This window comes from Klebsiella sp. YJ, from assembly GCF_002108615.1.
Taxonomy (GTDB): domain Bacteria; phylum Pseudomonadota; class Gammaproteobacteria; order Enterobacterales; family Enterobacteriaceae; genus Klebsiella; species Klebsiella planticola.
Window position 1 is genome coordinate 269,492 of the sequence record NZ_MTEG01000006.1, and the last position, 19,836, is coordinate 289,327.

Below are 19,836 nucleotides of genomic sequence, written 5' to 3' on the forward strand. Positions count from 1 at the left end.
AAATATGGATACAGACAGAAAAAGAGGACGTATAGGGTTAAATCACGAAGAACGCAGAGATATATCAATACAGTTCAGAGTAAACAAATCAGAGTTTGAATATTTAAAATTATTAGTTGAAGCCTCTGGTTTAGAAAGAGGCCATTATATCCGGAAAGAGATTTTAAACGCAGAACCAGTGATAAAAAGAAAAATGCCAGAAGTTAATCAAAAAACATACTTACAGATGTCAGCTCTTGGTAATAACATAAATCAGGCCGTTAAAAAGTTAAATGGTAATGAACATTTTAATAAAGATGATGTTGATAAAATAATGTTTAATATTAAGCAAGTTGGCAGAAGATTGATAGAAGTGAATAAGGATTTAGGTTATATATGAAAGGAAAGGTAGCCAAGACTGGAAAGTCTTTTAAAAATAGAGTTGGTTATATATTAAAAGATGATCACAGTTTTATTTGTAGCAATATGTCAGCAGATAACAATAATGTTAGTGATTTAACTGATGAGTTTAAAGCTGTAAGCAGCTTTAGACAAGATATAAAAAAACCAGTGTTTCATGCATATTTATCTCTTCCAAAAAATGAACATTTAACAGATGAGCAATGGCAAGAGATAGCAAAAGACTATTTGAAAGAAATGAATATTGATATAGAAAAACATCAATATATTTGTGTGCGTCATAACGATACAGATAAAGAACATATCCATATTGTAGCCAACCGCATAGGTTTAGACGGTTCTGTATGGCTTGGGCAGCACTCAGCATTTAACACAATAGCAGCTTGTGAACGTCTTGAGATAAAGCACGGCTTAACCATCACGGATGGCTTAAAAGGTCAAAAATCAGAGGTATCAGCACCAACCAAGAACGAGATCGAGCAAGCCCTCAGAACTGGAGAAAAGCCAGCCCGTTTAGTGCTACAGAATGCACTACAAGCGGCTATGTTGGGTAAACCAGACCTACAGACGTTCATAGACAGACTACAGGCTGTAGACATCGATCCGGCCTTTAACGTTGCTTCTACTGGCAACGTCGCCGGGGTGTCATTTGGTATCAAAAATAATGAAAAAAATATTTTTTTCAAGGGTTCATCTCTTGGAAAAAAATTTAGTTGGAACACTATAAAAAGTAAGGTGAAATATGACAAAGATAGAGATGATGAACTCGTTAGAATTTTCTCAGCAAGAAAAGATGATGAACCAAATAGTATTGGACGATCACTTGTTGAATCAGATTTCAATGACGATAGAACCATTATCAGAAACGATGATGATATTATCAGAATCAGTCAGTACAGCATTAAATTAGACACAACAAACACTAACAAAAGTGAACAACTCATTAGAAGCAACAACAACCGCTTTAAACTCAGCGAAAAATATAATAGACCAACAAACAAAAAAATTGGAAGAACAACACAAAAAGCTGCACAAATACTCAACAGAGTTAAAAAACAATACAATGAAAAATCAGACAATGATTATAATCAAGGTGGCTTCAATAGTGGGAGTTCTAAATTTAGCGGCGGTTCTATTGGTAGGATACTTGATCATGCAGAAACAGCAAACGCAGCCACCAATCAATTTAGACTCAAGAGCGGTAGCCGTTTCAATAGTAGAGCAGCTAAGATCGAAGAAGTAAGAGAGCGTTTAGGTATTAAAAAACCAGTTATTCAGCCAAAGAATAAGGAAAAGCTGGTTAAAGAAGAAATAAAGAAAAAGCCATCTTATATGGTTGATTATGAAAATAGATTTAAATCGAAGTTAAAAGAAAATCTAAAGAAAGAACAAGCAAAAAAAGAAATGACACCACTACAGCAGGAAGACGATCAGCATTTAAAACCAAGAAGTTTTAAATCACGATAAAAGAGGCTTAAAGCCTCTTTTATTGTTTTCGGCAATCAGTTAATTTATTCTGGCAAAATCAAACGGCATAATATGCCTTTCTTTGTTTGCGTCTAAATAATCAGCCCACCATTGAAGCATTAACCGCCTTTGGGTAATATGCTTGGCTTTATGAATATAAGCAGCACGAACATTATTTTGTTCTTTATGGCTCATTTGCCTTTCTATAGCGTCTTCAGTCCATATGCCGGATTCAACCAGACTACTACAAGCCATTGTGCGGAAACCGTGGCCGCATATATCTTTTTGTGTATCATAGCCCATGAGCCTTAAGGATTTATTGATTGTGTTTTCGCTCATTGGTTTTCGGTAGTCATGGCTACCAATGAAAATTAATCCCTGCCCATCTGAAACATCATAACTAATCTCTTTTAGTTCTTCTAATATTTTTATAGCTTGTTTACAGAGAGGGACATAATGCGGTATCCGCATTTTAGATCCTCTCTCAGAAAATCTAACGTTCTCGATCTCGTCTCTTTCTGGCGGAATAACCCATAAAGCATTTTTAAAATCTATTTCAGGCCAACGAGCAAACCGCAATTCACTTGAGCGGATGAATACAAGCATAGTGAGCTTTAAAGCTAATACCGTTAATCTACGCCCATTATAAGCATCAATACGAGCAAGTAGATCGGGTATCTGCTCAAGTTCAAGCGCTGGGTAATGCGTTCTTTTAGGTGTGATTAACGTGCCGCCAAGTTCATTAGCGGGATTATGGGTAATCATATCTTCTTGAACAGCATAACGCATGATAGCTGTAATACGTTGTTTCAGGCGTGAAGCCGTTTCGTGTTGTCCTTTGACCTCAATTTTACGAAGAGGAAGAAGCAGATCGCGGGTAGTTAATTTCGTAATGTCTTTTGAACCAAGAGCGGGAAAAAGATGATTGATGAGGCTGTTCAGAATCCGTTCGCTGTGTTGAGGTATCCACCGCTCACTAACAGACATTTTTTTGTGCCAATCACGAGCTACAGCCTCAAACGTAAAATCTCCACGTTCTTCGGCCTTTACAGCTTTTTTCTGTTGAAGTGGGTCGATACCACTGGCTAACAGAGATTTCATCTCTAAGAGGCTTGTACGAGCTTCTGCGAGTGATACTGCGGGATAGGTACCAATTGAGAAGACTTTTTGCTTACCATCAAAGCGATAAGCAGCTTGCCAGTATTTGGAACCATTCGGATGCACCAGCAGATATAACCCCTTTCCATCCGATAGCTTGATCTGCTTGTCGGAAGGCTTGGCGTTTTTTACAGCAATATCAGTTAAGCGCATAGCAAGCCTCCTTGTGCAAATGTTGGTAAAAATCTCATCGAACTGAGATTACCAACACTTTTACCAACAAATCGGAGGCGCTGCCAGTAGATTTTAACGGACAGTAGTAGACAACTGGAAGGGGATAACTTGTTGACTTTATAAAGCAAAACGGACGTCAGTAGACGTCCGTTTCTAAATGATTGGTGCCCGGACTCGGAATCGAACCAAGGACACGGGGATTTTCAATCCCCTGCTCTACCGACTGAGCTATCCGGGCAACGGGGCGCATTAAAACCGATTCGCCTCGCTTCGTCAACGAAATTTATTTAAATCGATGCAGACTGCACAATCTATCACCAGTTTGAATTAAAAGCACCCGTTTTCAGGTGAAAAAAAGCGTCCAGGCCGCTGAAATCGGCATCGCCAGGAGCAGGGCAGGTAGCATGTTAACCACCGCAAACATCTTAATTCCGCAGATGCGCAGCCCGGTCGCCAGCAGCAGCATGCCGCCGACGGCGCTGAAATCGGCCATCATCATCGGCGTGGTGAGCGGCATGATCAGCGATGCGCAGGCCGCCAGCGTGAGCTGGATGAGCAGCATCGGGACGCAAATAGCTGAAACGGCAAATCCCAGCGTGCAGGCGAAAATCGTGGCGGTGAAAAAGTCGAGAAAGGCTTTGGCGATCAGAATGCTGGCATCGCCGGTCATCCCTTCGCGCATGGCGCCGAAAATCCCGGTACCGCTGGCGCAGAACAGGACAATAATGGCGACATAGCTCTGAATAAACGACGTATTCAACTGCGCCTTTTTTTTGCCCGCTGGCGTGAGCCACTGCTGAAGCTTGCTGACCAGAGTATTGATGCCTTTTTCCATATTGCAGGCTTCGCCAAGCAGCGTGCCGACCAGCGTGGAGAGCACCATCACCGGCAGGTTGGCGCATTTCACTACCAGCAGAATACCAATCCCCAATGAGGCCAGACCGAAAATAGAGGTCATCGATGTCCGAATTCGCTCCGGCAATCGTTGGCTTAACAGCGCGCCCAGTACGCCGCCTAAAAGGACCGCGCCGGCATTAATAAAAGGTCCTGTCACCATAGCAGTGCTCCTGTTCATTATCCCTGACAACGGCATCATTATGACCCGAAAGCAGGGTAAAGACCTGCAAATACGTCGCCAGTTTGCATACAGATTTCATCTTGCGCAGGTATGTCAAAGGTGACATTATTGCGCGAATTTTCTTCTCTTCAGCGATGAGGCCGCCGATGATCACCCCATCCGTACATCATCATTGCCGCTGCGCGCAGATGCGTAAGCCGTCTCATCTTGCTACTCTGCATTCTGATTCTCTGCACCCCATGCGGTGAAGGCAGCGCATGCTCACTGCAGGACAACAGTAAGATCGGACCCGGTCTGCTTTTACTGATGTCTGGCGGTCGGAGCTGGAATCCAGTCGGACCCTGACATTTCGTTGGGCAAGGCATCAACGCCTTGCCTGAAGCCTTTTACTCTCCGGAAACGGGTATTCGCGCTAATGAAATCAATGCACATTGCCGCCAGCCACGCGCTGGTCTCTCATCTCTCTACCCACCGTCGCGTGGTGGCGCTGGACAGTACTGATTTTACCGATGTGGCGGCAGTCGTCATTACCGCAGCGGACAGCCGCAGCTGCATCCTCTCTCTGCTTAAACGCAGCGGCTTTAACCTGCCGGTCTATCTGCTGACCGATAGCGACATGGCAAAGCCAGACGGCGTGACGGCGATCATCGGCGGGAAGGAGCAGGAGTGGCTCGAACTGGAAGCCGCTGCCTGCAGCTATGAAGAGAACCTGCTCCCGCCGTTCTTCAATACCCTGACGCAGTACGTCGAGATGGACAACAGCACCTTTGCCTGTCCGGGGCATCAGCACGGTGCTTTCTTTAAAAAACACCCGGCGGGCCGCCAGTTTTTTGACTTCTTTGGCGAAAACGTCTTTCGCGCCGATATGTGCAATGCTGATGTGAAGCTTGGGGATCTGCTGATCCACGAAGGCTCGGCGAAGCATGCGCAGAAGTTCGCGGCGAAGGTTTTCAATGCCGACAAAACCTATTTTGTCCTCAACGGCACCTCGGCGGCGAATAAAGTGGTCAGCAACGCGCTGCTGACGCGCGGTGACCTGGTGTTGTTCGACCGCAATAACCATAAATCCAACCACCACGGTGCGCTGATTCAGGCGGGAGCCACGCCGGTCTATCTCGAAGCGTCGCGAAATCCGTTTGGCTTTATCGGCGGCATCGATGACCACTGCTTTGATGAACACTACCTGCGTAATCTGATTCGGGAAGTGGCGCCGGAAAAAGCCGACGCACCACGTCCGTTCCGTCTGGCGGTCATTCAGCTGGGCACCTACGACGGGACGGTCTACAACGCCCGTCAGGTGGTGGATAAAATCGGCGGCCTGTGCGACTACATTCTGTTTGATTCCGCGTGGGTAGGCTATGAACAGTTTATTCCGATGATGGCCGACTGCTCCCCGCTGCTGCTGGAATTGAATGAAAACGATCCGGGCATTTTTGTAACCCAATCGGTGCATAAGCAGCAGGCGGGGTTCTCGCAAACGTCGCAGATCCACAAAAAAGATAATCACCTGCGCGGCCAGGCGCGATTCTGCCCGCATAAGCGGCTGAATAACGCCTTTATGCTACATGCCTCCACCAGTCCGTTTTACCCGCTGTTTGCGGCGCTGGATGTGAACGCCAAAATCCATGAAGGAGAGAGCGGTCGCCGGCTGTGGGCAGAGTGCGTGGTGCAGGGCATTGAAGCGCGCAAGGCGATTATCGCCCGCTGCAAAATGATACAGCCGTTTATTCCGCCGGCTGTGGCGGGTCGCCCATGGCAGGATTATCCTACCGAGACGATTGCCCGCGAGCGGCGTTTCTTCAGCTTTGAACCGGGCGCCAGCTGGCACGGTTTCGCGGGTTATGCCAGCGAGCAGTACTTTGTCGATCCCTGTAAGCTATTGCTGACTACCCCGGGCATTGACGCCGAAAGCGGCGAATATACCGGGTTCGGTATTCCGGCGACCATTCTGGCGCACTACCTGCGTGAGAACGGCATTGTGCCGGAGAAGTGCGACCTGAATTCGATCCTGTTCCTGCTCACGCCGGCCGAGAGTGCGGAAAAAATGGCCCGCCTGGTGGCGATGCTGGAGCAGTTTGAACAGCATATCGAAGCCGACACGCCGCTGGCCGATGTACTGCCGACTATCTATAACAAATATCCGGTTCGCTATCGCGATTATACCCTCCGCGAGCTGTGCCAGGAGATGCATGATCTGTATGTCAGCTTTGATGTGAAGGATCTGCAAAAAGAGATGTTCCGCAAGCAGAGCTTCCCGCACGTGGTGATGAACCCCCAGGATGCAAACCGCGAGTTTATTCGCGGCAACGTTGAGCTGGTACGGTTAAGCGAGGCCGAAGGCCGGGTCGCCGCGGAAGGGGCGCTGCCGTATCCGCCGGGCGTGCTGTGCGTGGTACCGGGAGAAGTCTGGGGCGGGGCGGTACTGCGCTATTTCCTGGCGCTGGAAGAGGGCGTCAACATGCTGCCCGGTTTTTCACCCGAGCTGCAGGGGGTATATAGCGAAACGGATTCTGACGGCATCAAGCGGCTGTACGGCTATGTGCTGAACCAGGCGGCTATGCGCCTTTCTTAATAGCGACCCCTCTCCTGCAGTGTGTCGGGAGAGGGGATGCGGTGGCTCAGCCCGCGCTATGTCGGTACATTCTGCGCGGATGGCCAATCTTACCGTATTGCATCTCCACGCTGAGAAAACCGCTCTCCACGCAGTGTTCCAGATAGCGGCGGGCGGTGGTTTTGCTCAGTCCCGTCGCGCTCGCGACTTCGTCCACCGAAAAGCAGCGCAGCGTATGGTGGCTAAAGAGATTTTGTACCCGCGCCAGCGTATTCCCCTCTATGCCTTTGCTGCCGTTATCCTGACGGTAGTTTTTCGCCTGCAGTTGATACAGGGAATCCACGTTTTGCTGATCGACGATCTTCCACACCCGCTGCTGTTCAGCGAACTGCATAAAGCGCTCAAGTGACTGGTTAAGACGCTTCCACGATACCGGCTTGAGGATGTAGTCGAACGCGCCGTTGCGGATCGCCAGGCTACAGGTATCCATATCGCTGGCGGCGGTGATAAAAATGACCGAACAGGGGGTACGTGCCAGCAGCGCATTACCGATAAGCGTAATGCCTTTCCCGTCCGGCAGGTAATTATCCAGCAGCACCAGCTGCGGCCGCTTACTCTCAATTTGCGTCTGCGCGTCGGCCAGGGATGACGCAATGCCCACCAGCCGCAGGCCCGGATGTTTGCCAATCAGCTCCGCATGCAGCTGCGCCAACGCGTGCTCGTCTTCCACGATCAGTACATCGATAAGTTCATGTTGCATAGTCGGTCTCTTCCAGTTCCTGTTCCGGGCGCCAGGCGCTTCCCGTGGCGGGAATAAACAGTGAAAAAATCGCGCCGCGGGGCATATTGTCGGCGACCTCGATCGTTCCGCCAGCCTGGCTGACATAGCTGTCGATCAGGTACAGTCCGATACCGTGGTCGCCGCAGGTTTTGGTGGTGATGCCGCGCTCAAATATCCTCTCGCGCAAGGCCGGTGTAATGCCGACGCCGCGGTCGGCGACTTCAATAATCAGCTCACGGGCGTTGAGCTTAATCAGCACCTCTACCGCCTCGTGCGGCAGCGGCGCGCGCTGCGTCGCTTCAATGGCGTTATCCAGCAGGTTGCCGATAATCGAAATCAGCTCTGCTTCGGCAAGCGGGGCGAAGGGGCTCGCCATCCGGCAGGCCGGATCGAAGCTGAGTTGCACCCCTTTTTCGCGGGCGCGGGAGGCCTTGCCTAACAGCAGACCGCACAGCGTTGGCGAATGAAAGCGCGACGAGATAAAGTCCAGCAGCTCCTGGGCGTGTTCTGACTGGGCCTGAATATAGCCAATGGCTTCCTCATAACGCCCCATATGCAGCAGGCCGGAGAGCGTGGTAATGCGATTGAGCTGCTCATGGCGCATGATGCGCAGATTGTCGACGTAGCGTTTCACCTGGCTGAGCTGAGCGCTGAGGGTGTCTATCTCATTGCGATCGCGGAAGGTTATCACCCAGCCCTGCAGCGAATCCTCCAGCATGATCCGTACGCGGCTGGCGATCACCGTCAGATCGTTGAACCGACAGATCTCATCATGCGTGTCCCGTTGCAGCATCGTTTGCGGTGAGAAGAAAGGGACGGGGGCGATCACCTGGCCGATCGGCTGTCCGCGCAGCTGTCGGGCGGGCTGGTTCAGGCCCAGCAGCTTCCGCGCAGCCTGGTTGATCACCTCGATCCGCAGATGGTCATCGATAGCGATCACCCCTTCGTAGATCGACTCCATCATCGCTTTTTGCTGGCGCACCAGCAGGCCGATTTCACGCGGCTCCAGCGAGAAAATCTGCTTCTTAATGCTGCGGGTAAAAAACCACGAGAACACGAACAGGGCAACGAGCAGCAAAACGGCAGCGAGCAGAATATTGACGGCTTTACTGACGGTAATGGTGTCGAGGTAGCTGGTGAGGTAGCCCACGGAGACAATCCCCACCACCTGACCGTCATCGCTGAAGATCGGTGCTTTACTGCGTAGCGAAATCCCTAAACCCCCCTGGCGAATGGTGGTGGTGGTTTTGCCCTTCAGCACCTCCTCATTATCACCGCCGACGAGCAGAGTGCCGACCCGGTCGGCGAAGGCCGAATGAAACAAATGACGGCCCTGATTATCGCCGACGACAATAAAACTGGCGTCACTGCGCGCCGCTATTTTATGCATAAAATTAGTGATTGCGCTAATATCCTTGCGGGCGACATTTTCACGTAATACAGGGATGATGGCGATCTCTTCTGCTTGTATTTTTGCCCGCGTGCTCATTTCCATATACAGCTGTTTTTCGACATCAATATAATAATAGCCTCCTAACAGCACGAAGAGCACTGAGAAAAAGGCCGTCAGTGAAATGAACAGCTTTATTTGAAATGAAACTTTCATCGCTATCACGCTGGGTATCAAGGGAAGTGGCTAATATATCATCTTTTTTCCGGCTGACATCTGCTTTGCCGGAAACTTGTGATCCTTTGCACAAGCGCTCTGCATGAGAAAAATATTGCTGTCGCCACAGATCTTAAATTTAGGTTAATAAATGTTATTTGTTTGTTCGTTTTAGAAAATAAACCATAAAAACCACGCTAATAAATAAACTGTGAATCACATTAAATAAAAGAAACCATTAAAACCATAGCGTCCATTAAAGTTTCGGTTTTAATATGCTGAGCCTCACATTAAGTCTGCTTCGGGCACATTAAGCTGCCTGCACAAAATAACCAAGGGGCTTAATCATGAGCACAACTGACGATTCTTTCTCTGTTACCCAGGACCCAATTGATATTCATAAACCTTCGCTCAAAGAGCGCTGGTGGCATATTATGGATAGCTGGAAAGTGGGGATTATTCCTTTACCGCTGTTTGTTCTTGCCGGGCTGCTGATCGCCATCGATTGTCTGGGGGGGAAGTTACCGAGCGATATCGTGGTGATGGTTGCCACGCTGGCATTTTTTGGTTTTGCCTGCGGTGAATTCGGCAAGCGTCTGCCGATTGTCGGCAAGCTCGGCGCGGCGGCGATTTGCGCGACGTTCATCCCCTCCGCGCTGGTTTATTACGGCCTGCTGCCGGACGTGGTGGTGGAGTCCACCACCAAATTCTACAAATCCACCAACATCCTCTATCTCTATATCTGCTGCATTATTGTCGGCAGCATCATGAGTATGAACCGCACCGTGCTGATCCAGGGCTTTCTGCGCATCTTCTTCCCGATGCTGTGCGGGGAAATCGTCGGCATGATCGTCGGCATGGGGGTGGGGCTGGCGCTCGGCCTCGAACCATTCCAGATCTTCTTCTTTATCATTCTGCCGATCATGGCGGGCGGCGTGGGTGAAGGGGCGATCCCGCTGTCGATCGGCTATGCGACGTTGCTGCATATGGATCAGGGCGTGGCGCTGGGACGCGTCCTGCCGATGGTGATGCTGGGCGGCCTCACCGCCATTATCATCTCCGGCTGTCTGAACCAACTCGGCAAACGCTATCCGCACCTGACCGGTGAAGGCCAGCTGATGCCAAACCGCGCGAATACCGACGAAACGGCCTCACAGCCTGCCTTCTCCGGCAAAGTCGACGTCACCGCCATCGCTTCCGGCGCGCTGCTGGCGGTACTGCTGTATATGCTGGGGATGCTGGGCCACAAGCTGATTGGTCTGCCTGCACCGGTTGGCATGCTGTTTATGGCGGTGCTGGTGAAGCTGTTTAATGGCGTTTCCCCGCGCATTCTTGAAGGTTCTCAGGTGGTCTACAAATTCTTCCAGACCTCTGTGACCTATCCCATCCTGTTTGCCGTTGGCGTAGCGATCACCCCATGGCACGAACTGGTCGCCGCTTTCACCGTCAGCAACCTGCTGGTGATTATCAGCACCGTCTCTGCGCTGGTGGCGACCGGTTTCTTCGTCGGCAAAAAGATTGGCATGCATCCGATTGATGTCGCCATCGTCTCCTGCTGCCAGAGCGGACAGGGCGGCACCGGCGATGTGGCGATTCTGACCGCCGGCAACCGTATGAGCCTGATGCCATTCGCCCAGATTGCCACCCGCATCGGCGGGGCGATCAACGTCTCCATCTCGCTGTTGGTTCTCGGCAACTTCCTCGTTTAAGTTTTCAGGAAAACATCATGAAACTCGCAAGCTTTATCTATCAGGGTTCCCGTAGCTTTGGCATCGTCAAGGCGGAAGGGATGATCGATTTAGGTCGTCGCCTCGGCGATCGCTACGGTGACCTCAAGGCGCTGCTGCAGGGCAACGGGCTGGCGGAAGCCGGCCGCTATCTCAACGATGCGGTCGATGTGCCGATGAGTGCCGTCACCTTCCTGCCGGTGATTGAGCAGCCGGAAAAAATCCTCTGCGTCGGCATGAACTATGCCGAAAAGCGCAAAGAGTTCGACCAGCACAATCCGGCGCCGACGCTGTTTGTTCGTTTCCCGGATTCGCAGACGGCGCACAACGCGCCGGTGCTGAAACCGCGCCATTCCAGCGAATTTGACTACGAAGGCGAACTGGCGGTGATTATCGGCAAAAGCGGCGAAAACATCCGTCGCGAGGAGGCGCTGCGCCACGTTGCCGGCTACAGCTGCTACATGGATGGCTCCGCGCGCGACTGGCAGCACAGCTGGTTTACCGCGGGGAAAAACTGGCGGCAGACCGGCGCATTCGGCCCGTGGATGGCGACCGCGGATGAGATCCCGGATCCGCATCAGCTGACGATCCGCACCTGGCTGAACGGCCGGATGGTTCAGGATGACAACACCAGCAGCATGATCCACAAGGTGGCGGAACTTATCGAGTACATCAGCACCTTCACCCGCTTAAGCCCGGGCGATGTGATCATCACCGGATCGCCGGGCGGGGTGGGGAAAAAGCGTAACCCGCCGCTGTTTATGCAGGAGGGCGATCGCATTGAGGTTGAGATTGAGCATATTGGCCATCTCAGCAATGTGATCATGGAAGCGCCAGCCAGCACGCTGACGACGGCACACTGAGTAGGGCGTGATGATGGACTCGCAACCCGCTATCGACTTTCGCTTCACGGAAGTGGCCCAACACCCGGAACGTCTGAGCCAGATTCGTTACCTGCTGACGGACAGCGGTCTGGGGATGGACAACGATATCACGCTGTTTGTTGAGGCCTGGTCCGGAAGGCAGCTGGTGGGCTGCGCGGGGCTGGCCGCCAACGTTATCAAATGCGTGGCGGTCGATGAGCAGCTGCGCGGTGTGAACCTTAGCGCGCGGCTGCTGGCGGAAGTGGAAAACGTCGCCCTCGCGCGCGGCCATTTTCATCTCTTCCTTTGCACCCGGCCCTGCAACGAGGAGCGCTTTGCCCGCAGCGGCTTCTGGCCTGTCGCCCGCAGTGGCAATAACGCGGTATTGATGGAAAACACGCCGCAGGGCATTACGCGCTACTGCCGTTCGCTGCGCCAGGAGCGCCGGCCCGGCCAGGATATCGGCGCGATTGTCATGAACGCTAATCCGTTCACGCTTGGCCACCGTCATCTGGTGGAACACGCGGCGGCACGCTGCGACTGGCTGCATCTGTTTGTGGTACGTGAAGACGCCTCTTTCTTTCCGTTCACCGCGCGTCTGGAGATGGTGCGGGCCGGAGTGGCACATCTGTCGAATGTCTCCGTGCACGAGGGCTCGCAGTACATCATCTCGCGCGCCACTTTTCCGGCCTACTTCCTGAAAGAGAGCGGAAAAGTGCAGCAGGCGTGGAGCGAAATCGACGTGCTGATCTTTCGCGACTACATCGCGCCGTCTCTCGGCATTACCCATCGTTTTATCGGCTCCGAGCCGTTTTGCGATATCACCCGTCAGTACAACCAGGCGCTGCACGAACTGCTGGCTGGCCACATCCACGTTGAGGAGGTGGCCCGAATCAAGGCCGGGGGCAGCGCCATTTCGGCCTCGGAAGTCCGTCGTTTACTTAAGACAGAACAGTATTCTCGTATTCGGGAGATTGTCCCGGAATCCACTTTCGCGCATCTCGAAGCGCACTACAGCGCGGAAGTCGCTTAACTATCAGGAAACGAACATGAAAATTGTAAGGGAGGCGCTGGCCGGTACGCAGGAGTCCAGCGACCTGATGGTGAAAATCGCCCCCGCCGACGGCGAGCTGGAGATTGTCATCCACAGTGAAGTGATGAAGCAGTTTGGCGAGCAGATTCGTCAGGTGGTTGAGGAAACGCTGCGCGCGATGGCGGTGCGGCAGGGATTGATTATCATCGAAGACAAAGGCGCGCTGGATTGCGTCATTCGTGCGCGACTGCAAAGCGCGGTGCTGCGCGCCGTCGATGAACCGCATATCGACTGGAGGACACTGTGATGAACAGGCTCCGTCGTAGCATGTTATTCCTGCCGGGCGCTAACGCAGCCATGCTCTCTACCGCCTTTATTTACCGTCCCGATTCGATCATGTTCGATCTTGAGGACGCGGTGGCGCTGCGTGAGAAAGACAGCGCGCGGCTGCTGGTCTGGCATGCGCTCCAGCACCCCATGTATCAGGATATCGAAACCGTGGTGCGCATTAACCCGCTGAGCACGCCGTTTGGCTTGCTGGATCTGGAAGCCGCCGTGCGGGCTGGCGTGGACGTGATCCGATTGCCGAAAACCGATACTCCGGAAGATATCGACGAACTGGAAAGCCACCTGGTGCGTATCGAGCGCGACTGCGGGCGTGAAGTGGGGTCCACCCGCATCATGGCGGCGATTGAGTCGGCCGTTGGCGTCATTAACGCCGTGGCCATTGCCCGCCGTTCCCCGCGGCTGATTGGGATTGCGCTGGCGGCCTTTGATTATGTGATGGATATGCAGACCGAGCGCAGCGACGGTACCGAACTGTTCTACGCCCGCTGCGCGGTACTGCATGCCGCCCGGGCAGCCGGTATCGATGCCTTCGACGTGGTGTGGTCAGATGTGAACGACGAAGCCGGATTCCTGCGCGAAGTCGAGTTGATCCGCAAAATGGGCTTTAACGGCAAATCGTTGATTAACCCGCGTCAGATTGACCTGCTGCACAATGCGTATGCGCCAACCCGGCAGGAGGTCGAACACGCGCAGTTAGTGATTGAAGCCGCGCAGGAGGGGGAACGCAATGGCCTGGGCGTGGTCTCGCTCAACGGCAAAATGGTCGATGCCCCGATTATTAACCACGCACAGAGAGTGCTGGAACGCGCGGCCGCCTCCGGCGTGCGCCGTTAAGGATAAAACAATGAACCAGACAGAACTTCTCCATGCGACCTTCCCTCATCTGCGGGATTTAAAACCGTTTGATTCTGCCCTCAGCGCTACGCCCTGGCTGGCCGACGTGGAGGAAAAGCATCGTCGTAAGCTGTGTGCATCCCTCGAAGAGGCGGTGGCGCGCAGCGGCCTGCAGGACGGAATGACTATCTCCTTTCACCATGCCTTCCGTGAAGGCGATCGGGTGATTAACAGCGTAGTGGCGAAGCTTGCGCAAATGGGTTTTAAAGGCCTGACGTTGGCTTCCAGCTCACTGATGACCTGCAACGATGCCCTTATCGAACATATCCAGAACGGAGTGATTCGCCGCATTTATACCTCAGGGATGCGCGGGAAACTGGCGGAGGCTATCTCCCACGGAGTGATGGATGAGCCGGTGCAAATCCATTCCCACGGCGGGCGGGTGAAATTACTACAGGATGGCGAACTGAACATTGACGTCGCGTTTCTCGGTGTGCCGTGCAGCGATGAGTTCGGCAATGCCAACGGGACCCACGGGCGCTCCTGCTGCGGTTCGCTCGGCTATGCGATGGTCGATGCGCACTTTGCCCGGCGGGTGGTGCTGCTGACTGAAGAACTGGTGCCATTCCCCAATATGCCGGCGAGCCTGATGCAGGATCAGGTGGATTACATCGTACAGGTTGATAGCGTGGGCGACCCGGCGAAGATCAGCGTCGGTGCGGCGCGCGTCACCAGTAACCCGCGTGAACTGATGATCGCCCGCTATGCGGCAGATGTGATTGAGCACTCCGGTTACTTCAGAGCCGGTTTTTCGATGCAGACCGGCTCCGGAGCGGCGGCTACCGCCTGCACCCGCTTTATGGAAGAGAAGATGGAGCGCAGCGGCGTGAAAGCCCGCTTTGCGCTGGGTGGGATTACCGGCAGTCTGGTGGATCTGCATGAGAAGGGGCTGATTGAAAAGCTGCTCGATACCCAGTGCTTTGACGGTCAGGCGGCCGCTTCGCTGGGGCGCAATCCCAATCACGTGGAGATCTCCACCAACGTTTATGCCAACCCGGGCAGCAAGGCGGCGAGCTGCGACCAGCTGGACGTGGCTATTCTCAGCGCGCTGGAAATCGACGTCGATTTCAACGTTAACGTGATTACCGGTTCCGACGGCGTGATGCGCGGGGCGTCCGGCGGTCACTGTGATGTGGCGGCAGCGGCAAACCTGACTATTGTCGTCGCCCCGCTGCTGCGCAGCCGCATTCCCACGGTAGTCAAGCGGGTGACGACGCGACTGACGCCGGGAGAAAGCATCGATGTGCTGGTCACTGACCACGGGATTGCGGTGAATCCGGCGCGACCGGAGATCCGCGCGCGCCTGATTGCCGCCGGGATGAACATCGTCGATATCGACGCGCTGTATGCGCGGGCTATCTCGCTAAGCGGGATCCCCAAACCCATTGAATTCACCGACAAAATCGTCGGCGTCATTCGCTACCGCGACGGGCGGGTGATTGATACCGTGCGCCAGGTTAAGGAGTAGCAACATGAACACTGCGACACCCGTGGCGGCGGGTGTCAGCCTTGAGGCGTGGCTGGCGGCGAAAGAATGCCGCGCGGCACGCCAGGCTGACTGGCTAAAACGTTATCAACAGCCGATTATTTCGCTGACCCTGGTGACACCGGGAACGGTAAAAAATAGTCTCCGCTACCGCAATACGATGGGCGTGGCGCTACAGATGTGCGACCAGCTGCTGTGGGAGAACCGCTGGCCGGTGCGGGATCGCCAGATACTGTGGCTCCCGACGGGGCCTGAGGCGATGTGGTCCGTGGCGCACAATGCGCCGGAGATCAAGGCCCACTGCGTGGCGTTGGAGCAGAGCCATCCGCTCGGCAGGCTGTGGGACCTGGATGTGATCTGCCCGCAGGATGGCCACGTTGGCCGCCTGTCGCTTGGCCTGCACATGCGCCGCTGCCTGGTGTGTGATGAGCCGGCGCATGTCTGCTCTCGCTCGCGCAAGCATCCGGTCGGGCAGGTGGTGGGAAGTGTGGAGAAGATTATCAATGACTGGTTTGCCCGCGACTAAATTTTGCGCCATTGAGGTCCCTCGTCTGGCGGAAGAGGCTCTGTGGCAGGAGCTGGAGCTGACCCCTAAGCCGGGGCTGGTGGACCGACTCAACAACGGGTCTCATCACGATATGGACCACGCTCTGTTTGTCCGCAGTATTACCGCGATTGCGCCGTGGCTCTCCCGCTTTACCGCGCTGGGGAGTGACTACGCAGACCAACCGGCAGGCGAGCAGTTGCGCCTGCTACGCCCGATGGGCATTGCCTGCGAGCAGGCAATGTATGCCGCAACCGGTGGCGTGAATACTCATAAAGGGGGGATATTTGCTCTCGGGTTACTCTGTTTTGCCGCCGGAAGGGTGCGGGAGGTGACCGCGTCAAACCTCTGTCGCGAAGTGGGAATTCTGTGCCGGGGGCTGGTGGCGCGCGAGCTGGCTGGCCGCAGCGCGGCAGCAACCGCAGGCGAACGTCAGTTCCGGCAGCTGGGTTTAACCGGCGCCCGCGGTGAGGCGGAAAGTGGTTTTGCGACGGTACGTCGCGTCTTGCCCCAGTGGAACGGCCGCCAGCTGCATGATTTGCTCCTGCGCCTGATGGCGGTGAATCCGGACAGTAATCTGGTGTCGCGCGGCGGTATTCACGGGCTGCGATATGTGCAGAGCTATGCGCGAACGCTGCTGGCAAACGGCTGGGATCGCCGGCGTTTACTGGAGATGGACCGGGCGCTGATAAAGCGTCATTTAAGCCCGGGAGGGAGCGCGGATTTACTGTCGGTGGCGTGGGTTTTAGCGAAGTGCGGTTAATTTCCCTCCCCCCGAAGAGAGGGGAGGGAACAATCGGTTAATGCGCGGGGGTGGTCTGCGCGCCGGCCGGTACACGCACGTGTTTGTATTTAAACAGCGCGATGAAGGCGATGGCCAGAACCAACGAGTAGGCAGCAAAGATCAGCCAGACAGGCTGCCAGTCGGTGATGCCGTTGGTGGTATACATCTCCACCACTTTCCCGCTCACCACGCCGCCGAGGATACAGCCGAAGCCGTTGGTCATCATCAGGAACATCCCCTGGGCGCTGGCGCGGATTTCAGGTCTCACCTCTTTCTCAACAAACACCGAGCCGGAGATGTTGAAGAAGTCGAAGGCGCAGCCGTAAACAATCATCGACAGAACCAGCAGCACGGTGCCGAACGGAGTCGGATCGCCATAGGCGAAGAGACCGAAGCGCAGCATCCAGGCGAAAATACTGATAATCATCACGTTCTTGATGCCATAGCGGCTCAGGAAGAACGGAATAGTCAGAATGAACAGGGTTTCGGAGATCTGGGAAATCGACATCATCACCGACGCGTGCTCAACGATAAAGCTCCCGGAGAACAGCGGGTTATTATCGAAGCTGTGCAGGAAGGTATTGCCGAACATGTTGGTGATTTGCAGCTCTGCGCCTAACAGCATGGAGAAAATAAAGAAAATCGCCATCCGTTTGTTTTTGAACAGGGCAAAGGCATCGAGGCCAAGCATGCTGCTCCAGCTCTGGTTTTTCTGCTGATTGGAGACCGGAACGTGCGGCAGCGTCAGGGTGAACAGCGCGAGGACAACGGAGAGCGCCGCACCGATGTAGAGCTGCATGTGGCTCAGCTCGAAGCCCGCGAAGCTGACGCCCCACATCGCCATAATAAAGCCGATGGTGCCCCAGATACGAATCGGTGGGAAATCGGTCACAATATCCAGACCGGCGGATTTCAGACGGTAGTAGGAAATCGTGTTGATTAAGCCCAACGTTGGCATATAGGCCAGCGAGTTAAGCAGAATCACAAAGAACATCTCCCCAGGCGTGGTGACCTGGGCCGCCATAAACAGCGTACCTGCCCCCACCAGATGGCACAGCGCGTAAACCCACTTCGCGCTGATCCATTTATCCGCCACGATACCCAGCAGCGTTGGCATCAGAACTGCCGCAATGCCGAGCGAGCTGTAAACGGCGCCGATAGACGCACCGTCGAACTTGAGCGTCACAAACATATAGGAGCCAAGTGTAGTCAGCCAACTACCCCACAGGCAGAACTGCAGAAACGACAATATTTTAAGCTGCAGCTTAAGGTTCATGTTATTTTCCTCACGAGTAAGCGGGGGATGTGTTGTGATAATTACATTCAGGGTTTCAATTTGATGAAATTCTATCAGTTAACGCCGCGATGTTTTGTTACCTTCCGCAAAAAAATGCAATCCCCATTAATTTGCAGATTAGATTGTGATGCAAATAACATTTTCCTATGGGAAAGGCGAGGTGAAGCGGGAAAACCCGACCCTCTCTGCTCGGGAAAGGGGCGGGCGAGGAGATAACCTTATTTCCGGCGGTAGGACTTCTGCGCCGTATTCACCTTATAAAGATAGCGGCGCGATTCCGCCGACGGGTGACGGTTGGTGAGGGTGGAATAGACATCCCCCGGCGTCATGCTGTTGATAATATTGGCTGCCTGGACCTTATCGCTGGAGAAGACGCGCAATACGCTGCCGGCGCCGCCGTTATACGCGGTGATCACGGCATAGCGGCGCGAGGTCGGGTTATCGATACCTGACAGATACACATTATTCAGCATCGCCAGATAGGCGGTGCCGGTATCAATGTTATTCGCCGGATCGAACAGATAGCTGCGGCTTGGCAGCCCCGATTTCCCCTGTGCACGGAAGACATCTTTCCCGGCACTGTGCTGCACAACCTGCATCAGACCCAGCGCATCAGCATGGCTCACGGCGTATGGGTTAAAAGAGGATTCGGTCTGCATAATCGCCAGAATCAGCGACTCATCGACGCCATACTTCCGCGCCGACTGGCGAACGTAGCCGATGTACTTATGCGCACGTTTGTCGAGGTGGTTCGGCACCAGATTAATGGTAATGCTATAGATCATCCGCAGGCCGTTGCTGCGGCTTTTCAGCCGCGTTTGCAACAGATAATCGGCATAGCGCGAGGCCCGCCACTCCCAGCGAATCGGATCGCCGTGGTTATCCACCACCTGTCCGTAAAGGAACGGCTCTTTCGAAATCTGGATATCATCGGCGTCGGAATAGAGGTCGATTGACCCCGGATCGTCGCCCATCAGCAGCGTCTTAATGATGGTCTGGCGTAAACGGCCGGTCGGATCGGTACCGGCGATGGTCTCGACGGTGATGGTGCCCTCATCAAAGTTGATGTGGCTACGGGTCTGATACTGATCGGTGTACTTAACGTAGTCTTTCGGCCCGGCGAGCAGAACTTCGTTATAACCCCAAATATTTTCGATGTTATGGGCGAACTGACCCATCAGAATATCGAAGCCGTTGGTGTCCTTAACCCAGGCTTCGTTATACCCATCGCCCTTTTTATTTGAGCTGGAACACGAAACGAGCAAAGGCGCAATGAGCGCTAGCGCTAAATATTTTTTCATCATTCCGGGAGTGTGCGTTGTGTTTGTTGTGCTTAAGAGTCAGAGGACTCTTACTTTTTTTCAGGCGGCGTGTAGCCTTCAATGTGCACATCTTTCCCTTCAAACAGGAACTGGATCATCTCCTGTTCCAGCAGCTTGCGATGTTCCACGTTCATCATGTTGAGCTTTTGCTCGTTGATTAACATGGTTTGCTTGTGCTGCCACTGAGCCCACGCCTCTTTCGAAATCTCGTTATAGATGCGTTTGCCTAACTCACCCGGATACAGCTGGAAATCCTGGCCATCCGCTTCACGCTGCAGGAAAGTACAAAAAATCGTTCTGCTCATTAGTCATCCTCTTTATTCG

At 53.5% G+C, this 19,836-nt stretch carries 18 protein-coding genes and 1 tRNA gene; 11 read left to right on the forward strand and 8 right to left on the reverse strand.

The features are described 5' to 3' along the window. Positions 1 to 4: 4 nt before the first annotated feature. On the forward strand, positions 5 to 379 hold the full coding sequence (locus tag BV390_RS08705; protein ID WP_085396826.1) for a plasmid mobilization protein: 375 nt from the start codon (positions 5 to 7) through the stop codon (positions 377 to 379). Beyond that, positions 376 to 1,866, forward strand: coding sequence for a relaxase/mobilization nuclease domain-containing protein (locus tag BV390_RS08710; RefSeq protein ID WP_085396827.1), 1,491 nt, complete (start codon positions 376 to 378; stop codon positions 1,864 to 1,866). The genes BV390_RS08705 and BV390_RS08710 overlap by 4 nt, the downstream gene beginning before the upstream one ends. A gap of 39 nt (positions 1,867 to 1,905) precedes the next feature. Here the strand turns inward: BV390_RS08710 and BV390_RS08715 are convergent, their stop codons facing one another. The 3 genes from BV390_RS08715 to BV390_RS08725 all read right to left on the reverse strand — a co-directional run bounded on the left by BV390_RS08715 (position 1,906) and on the right by BV390_RS08725 (position 4,255). Continuing rightward, on the reverse strand, positions 1,906 to 3,177 hold the full coding sequence (locus BV390_RS08715; RefSeq protein WP_085396828.1) for a tyrosine-type recombinase/integrase: 1,272 nt from the start codon (positions 3,175 to 3,177) through the stop codon (positions 1,906 to 1,908). A gap of 183 nt (positions 3,178 to 3,360) precedes the next feature. Then, positions 3,361 to 3,436: transfer RNA gene (locus tag BV390_RS08720), tRNA-Phe, on the reverse strand. A gap of 105 nt (positions 3,437 to 3,541) precedes the next feature. Then, a complete protein-coding gene (locus BV390_RS08725) occupies positions 3,542 to 4,255 on the reverse strand; it encodes a DUF554 domain-containing protein (RefSeq protein WP_032690739.1) in 714 nt (237 codons plus the stop codon). Positions 4,256 to 4,691: 436 nt separating this feature from the next. Between BV390_RS08725 and BV390_RS08735 the strand changes: the two genes are divergently transcribed. Continuing rightward, entirely contained in the window at positions 4,692 to 6,848 is a 2,157-nt protein-coding gene (locus tag BV390_RS08735; protein ID WP_085396829.1) for an ornithine decarboxylase, read from the forward strand. 46 nt (positions 6,849 to 6,894) lie between these two features. Here the strand turns inward: BV390_RS08735 and BV390_RS08740 are convergent, their stop codons facing one another. Together BV390_RS08740 and BV390_RS08745 are read right to left on the reverse strand one after the other, a co-directional pair. Further along, the gene (locus BV390_RS08740; RefSeq protein ID WP_032690742.1) at positions 6,895 to 7,587 is read right to left on the reverse strand and encodes a response regulator; all 693 of its coding nucleotides are present in this window, start codon (positions 7,585 to 7,587) and stop codon (positions 6,895 to 6,897) included. Next, positions 7,577 to 9,214, reverse strand: a complete 1,638-nt coding sequence (locus BV390_RS08745; RefSeq protein WP_085396830.1) for an ATP-binding protein — start codon at positions 9,212 to 9,214, stop codon at positions 7,577 to 7,579. The genes BV390_RS08740 and BV390_RS08745 overlap by 11 nt, the downstream gene beginning before the upstream one ends. A 347-nt stretch (positions 9,215 to 9,561) precedes the next feature. On the opposite strand from BV390_RS08745, the gene BV390_RS08750 reads away from it, so the two are divergent. From BV390_RS08750 to citG, 8 genes are read left to right on the forward strand one after another with little or no spacing between them, the layout of a single operon-like run. After that, entirely contained in the window at positions 9,562 to 10,923 is a 1,362-nt protein-coding gene (locus BV390_RS08750; RefSeq protein WP_085396831.1) for a 2-hydroxycarboxylate transporter family protein, read from the forward strand. Between the two features lie 17 nt (positions 10,924 to 10,940). Next, positions 10,941 to 11,804, forward strand: coding sequence for a fumarylacetoacetate hydrolase family protein (locus BV390_RS08755; protein WP_047663477.1), 864 nt, complete (start codon positions 10,941 to 10,943; stop codon positions 11,802 to 11,804). Positions 11,805 to 11,817: 13 nt separating this feature from the next. Continuing rightward, positions 11,818 to 12,837 carry a [citrate (pro-3S)-lyase] ligase gene (gene citC / locus BV390_RS08760; RefSeq protein ID WP_085396841.1) on the forward strand — a complete coding sequence of 340 codons (1,020 nt, stop codon included), beginning with the start codon at positions 11,818 to 11,820 and terminating at the stop codon, positions 12,835 to 12,837. Between the two features lie 16 nt (positions 12,838 to 12,853). Then, positions 12,854 to 13,144: a citrate lyase acyl carrier protein gene (gene citD / locus BV390_RS08765; RefSeq protein WP_032697600.1), complete on the forward strand. Its 291-nt coding sequence runs from the start codon at positions 12,854 to 12,856 to the stop codon at positions 13,142 to 13,144. Next, positions 13,144 to 14,019: a citrate (pro-3S)-lyase subunit beta gene (gene citE / locus BV390_RS08770; RefSeq protein WP_004867558.1), complete on the forward strand. Its 876-nt coding sequence runs from the start codon at positions 13,144 to 13,146 to the stop codon at positions 14,017 to 14,019. The genes citD and citE overlap by 1 nt, the downstream gene beginning before the upstream one ends. A gap of 10 nt (positions 14,020 to 14,029) precedes the next feature. Beyond that, positions 14,030 to 15,547 carry a citrate lyase subunit alpha gene (gene citF, locus BV390_RS08775; protein WP_085396833.1) on the forward strand — a complete coding sequence of 506 codons (1,518 nt, stop codon included), beginning with the start codon at positions 14,030 to 14,032 and terminating at the stop codon, positions 15,545 to 15,547. Between the two features lie 4 nt (positions 15,548 to 15,551). Then, positions 15,552 to 16,091: a citrate lyase holo-[acyl-carrier protein] synthase gene (gene citX, locus BV390_RS08780; protein ID WP_032697602.1), complete on the forward strand. Its 540-nt coding sequence runs from the start codon at positions 15,552 to 15,554 to the stop codon at positions 16,089 to 16,091. Continuing rightward, entirely contained in the window at positions 16,069 to 16,872 is an 804-nt protein-coding gene (citG, locus tag BV390_RS08785) for a triphosphoribosyl-dephospho-CoA synthase CitG (protein WP_046853457.1), read from the forward strand. Before citX ends, citG begins: the two co-directional genes overlap by 23 nt. A 37-nt stretch (positions 16,873 to 16,909) precedes the next feature. Here the strand turns inward: citG and BV390_RS08790 are convergent, their stop codons facing one another. From BV390_RS08790 to BV390_RS08800, 3 genes are all read right to left on the reverse strand, one after another. Continuing rightward, the gene (locus BV390_RS08790) at positions 16,910 to 18,169 is read right to left on the reverse strand and encodes a nucleoside permease (RefSeq protein ID WP_032690751.1); all 1,260 of its coding nucleotides are present in this window, start codon (positions 18,167 to 18,169) and stop codon (positions 16,910 to 16,912) included. Positions 18,170 to 18,408: 239 nt separating this feature from the next. Further along, positions 18,409 to 19,491: a membrane-bound lytic murein transglycosylase MltC gene (gene mltC, locus BV390_RS08795; protein WP_015585742.1), complete on the reverse strand. Its 1,083-nt coding sequence runs from the start codon at positions 19,489 to 19,491 to the stop codon at positions 18,409 to 18,411. 50 nt (positions 19,492 to 19,541) lie between these two features. Further along, on the reverse strand, positions 19,542 to 19,817 hold the full coding sequence (locus BV390_RS08800; RefSeq protein ID WP_004867532.1) for an oxidative damage protection protein: 276 nt from the start codon (positions 19,815 to 19,817) through the stop codon (positions 19,542 to 19,544). Between the last annotated feature and the right edge of the window lie 19 nt (positions 19,818 to 19,836).

Excerpts from the sequence above, each read along its gene's own strand:
- citC (WP_085396841.1), top strand. The coding sequence starts at position 11,818 with ATGGACTCGCAACCCGCTATCGACTTTCGCTTCACGGAAGTGGCCCAA.
- BV390_RS08740 (WP_032690742.1), bottom strand. The coding sequence starts at position 7,587 with ATGCAACATGAACTTATCGATGTACTGATCGTGGAAGACGAGCACGCG.
- BV390_RS08705 (WP_085396826.1), top strand. The coding sequence starts at position 5 with ATGGATACAGACAGAAAAAGAGGACGTATAGGGTTAAATCACGAAGAA.
- citE (WP_004867558.1), top strand. The coding sequence starts at position 13,144 with ATGAACAGGCTCCGTCGTAGCATGTTATTCCTGCCGGGCGCTAACGCA.
- BV390_RS08725 (WP_032690739.1), bottom strand. The coding sequence starts at position 4,255 with ATGGTGACAGGACCTTTTATTAATGCCGGCGCGGTCCTTTTAGGCGGC.
- BV390_RS08715 (WP_085396828.1), bottom strand. The coding sequence starts at position 3,177 with ATGCGCTTAACTGATATTGCTGTAAAAAACGCCAAGCCTTCCGACAAG.
- citG (WP_046853457.1), top strand. The coding sequence starts at position 16,069 with ATGACTGGTTTGCCCGCGACTAAATTTTGCGCCATTGAGGTCCCTCGT.
- citD (WP_032697600.1), top strand. The coding sequence starts at position 12,854 with ATGAAAATTGTAAGGGAGGCGCTGGCCGGTACGCAGGAGTCCAGCGAC.
- citX (WP_032697602.1), top strand. The coding sequence starts at position 15,552 with ATGAACACTGCGACACCCGTGGCGGCGGGTGTCAGCCTTGAGGCGTGG.
- BV390_RS08800 (WP_004867532.1), bottom strand. The coding sequence starts at position 19,817 with ATGAGCAGAACGATTTTTTGTACTTTCCTGCAGCGTGAAGCGGATGGC.
- BV390_RS08755 (WP_047663477.1), top strand. The coding sequence starts at position 10,941 with ATGAAACTCGCAAGCTTTATCTATCAGGGTTCCCGTAGCTTTGGCATC.
- BV390_RS08735 (WP_085396829.1), top strand. The coding sequence starts at position 4,692 with ATGAAATCAATGCACATTGCCGCCAGCCACGCGCTGGTCTCTCATCTC.
- mltC (WP_015585742.1), bottom strand. The coding sequence starts at position 19,491 with ATGAAAAAATATTTAGCGCTAGCGCTCATTGCGCCTTTGCTCGTTTCG.
- BV390_RS08790 (WP_032690751.1), bottom strand. The coding sequence starts at position 18,169 with ATGAACCTTAAGCTGCAGCTTAAAATATTGTCGTTTCTGCAGTTCTGC.
- BV390_RS08745 (WP_085396830.1), bottom strand. The coding sequence starts at position 9,214 with ATGAAAGTTTCATTTCAAATAAAGCTGTTCATTTCACTGACGGCCTTT.
- BV390_RS08710 (WP_085396827.1), top strand. The coding sequence starts at position 376 with ATGAAAGGAAAGGTAGCCAAGACTGGAAAGTCTTTTAAAAATAGAGTT.
- BV390_RS08750 (WP_085396831.1), top strand. The coding sequence starts at position 9,562 with ATGAGCACAACTGACGATTCTTTCTCTGTTACCCAGGACCCAATTGAT.
- citF (WP_085396833.1), top strand. The coding sequence starts at position 14,030 with ATGAACCAGACAGAACTTCTCCATGCGACCTTCCCTCATCTGCGGGAT.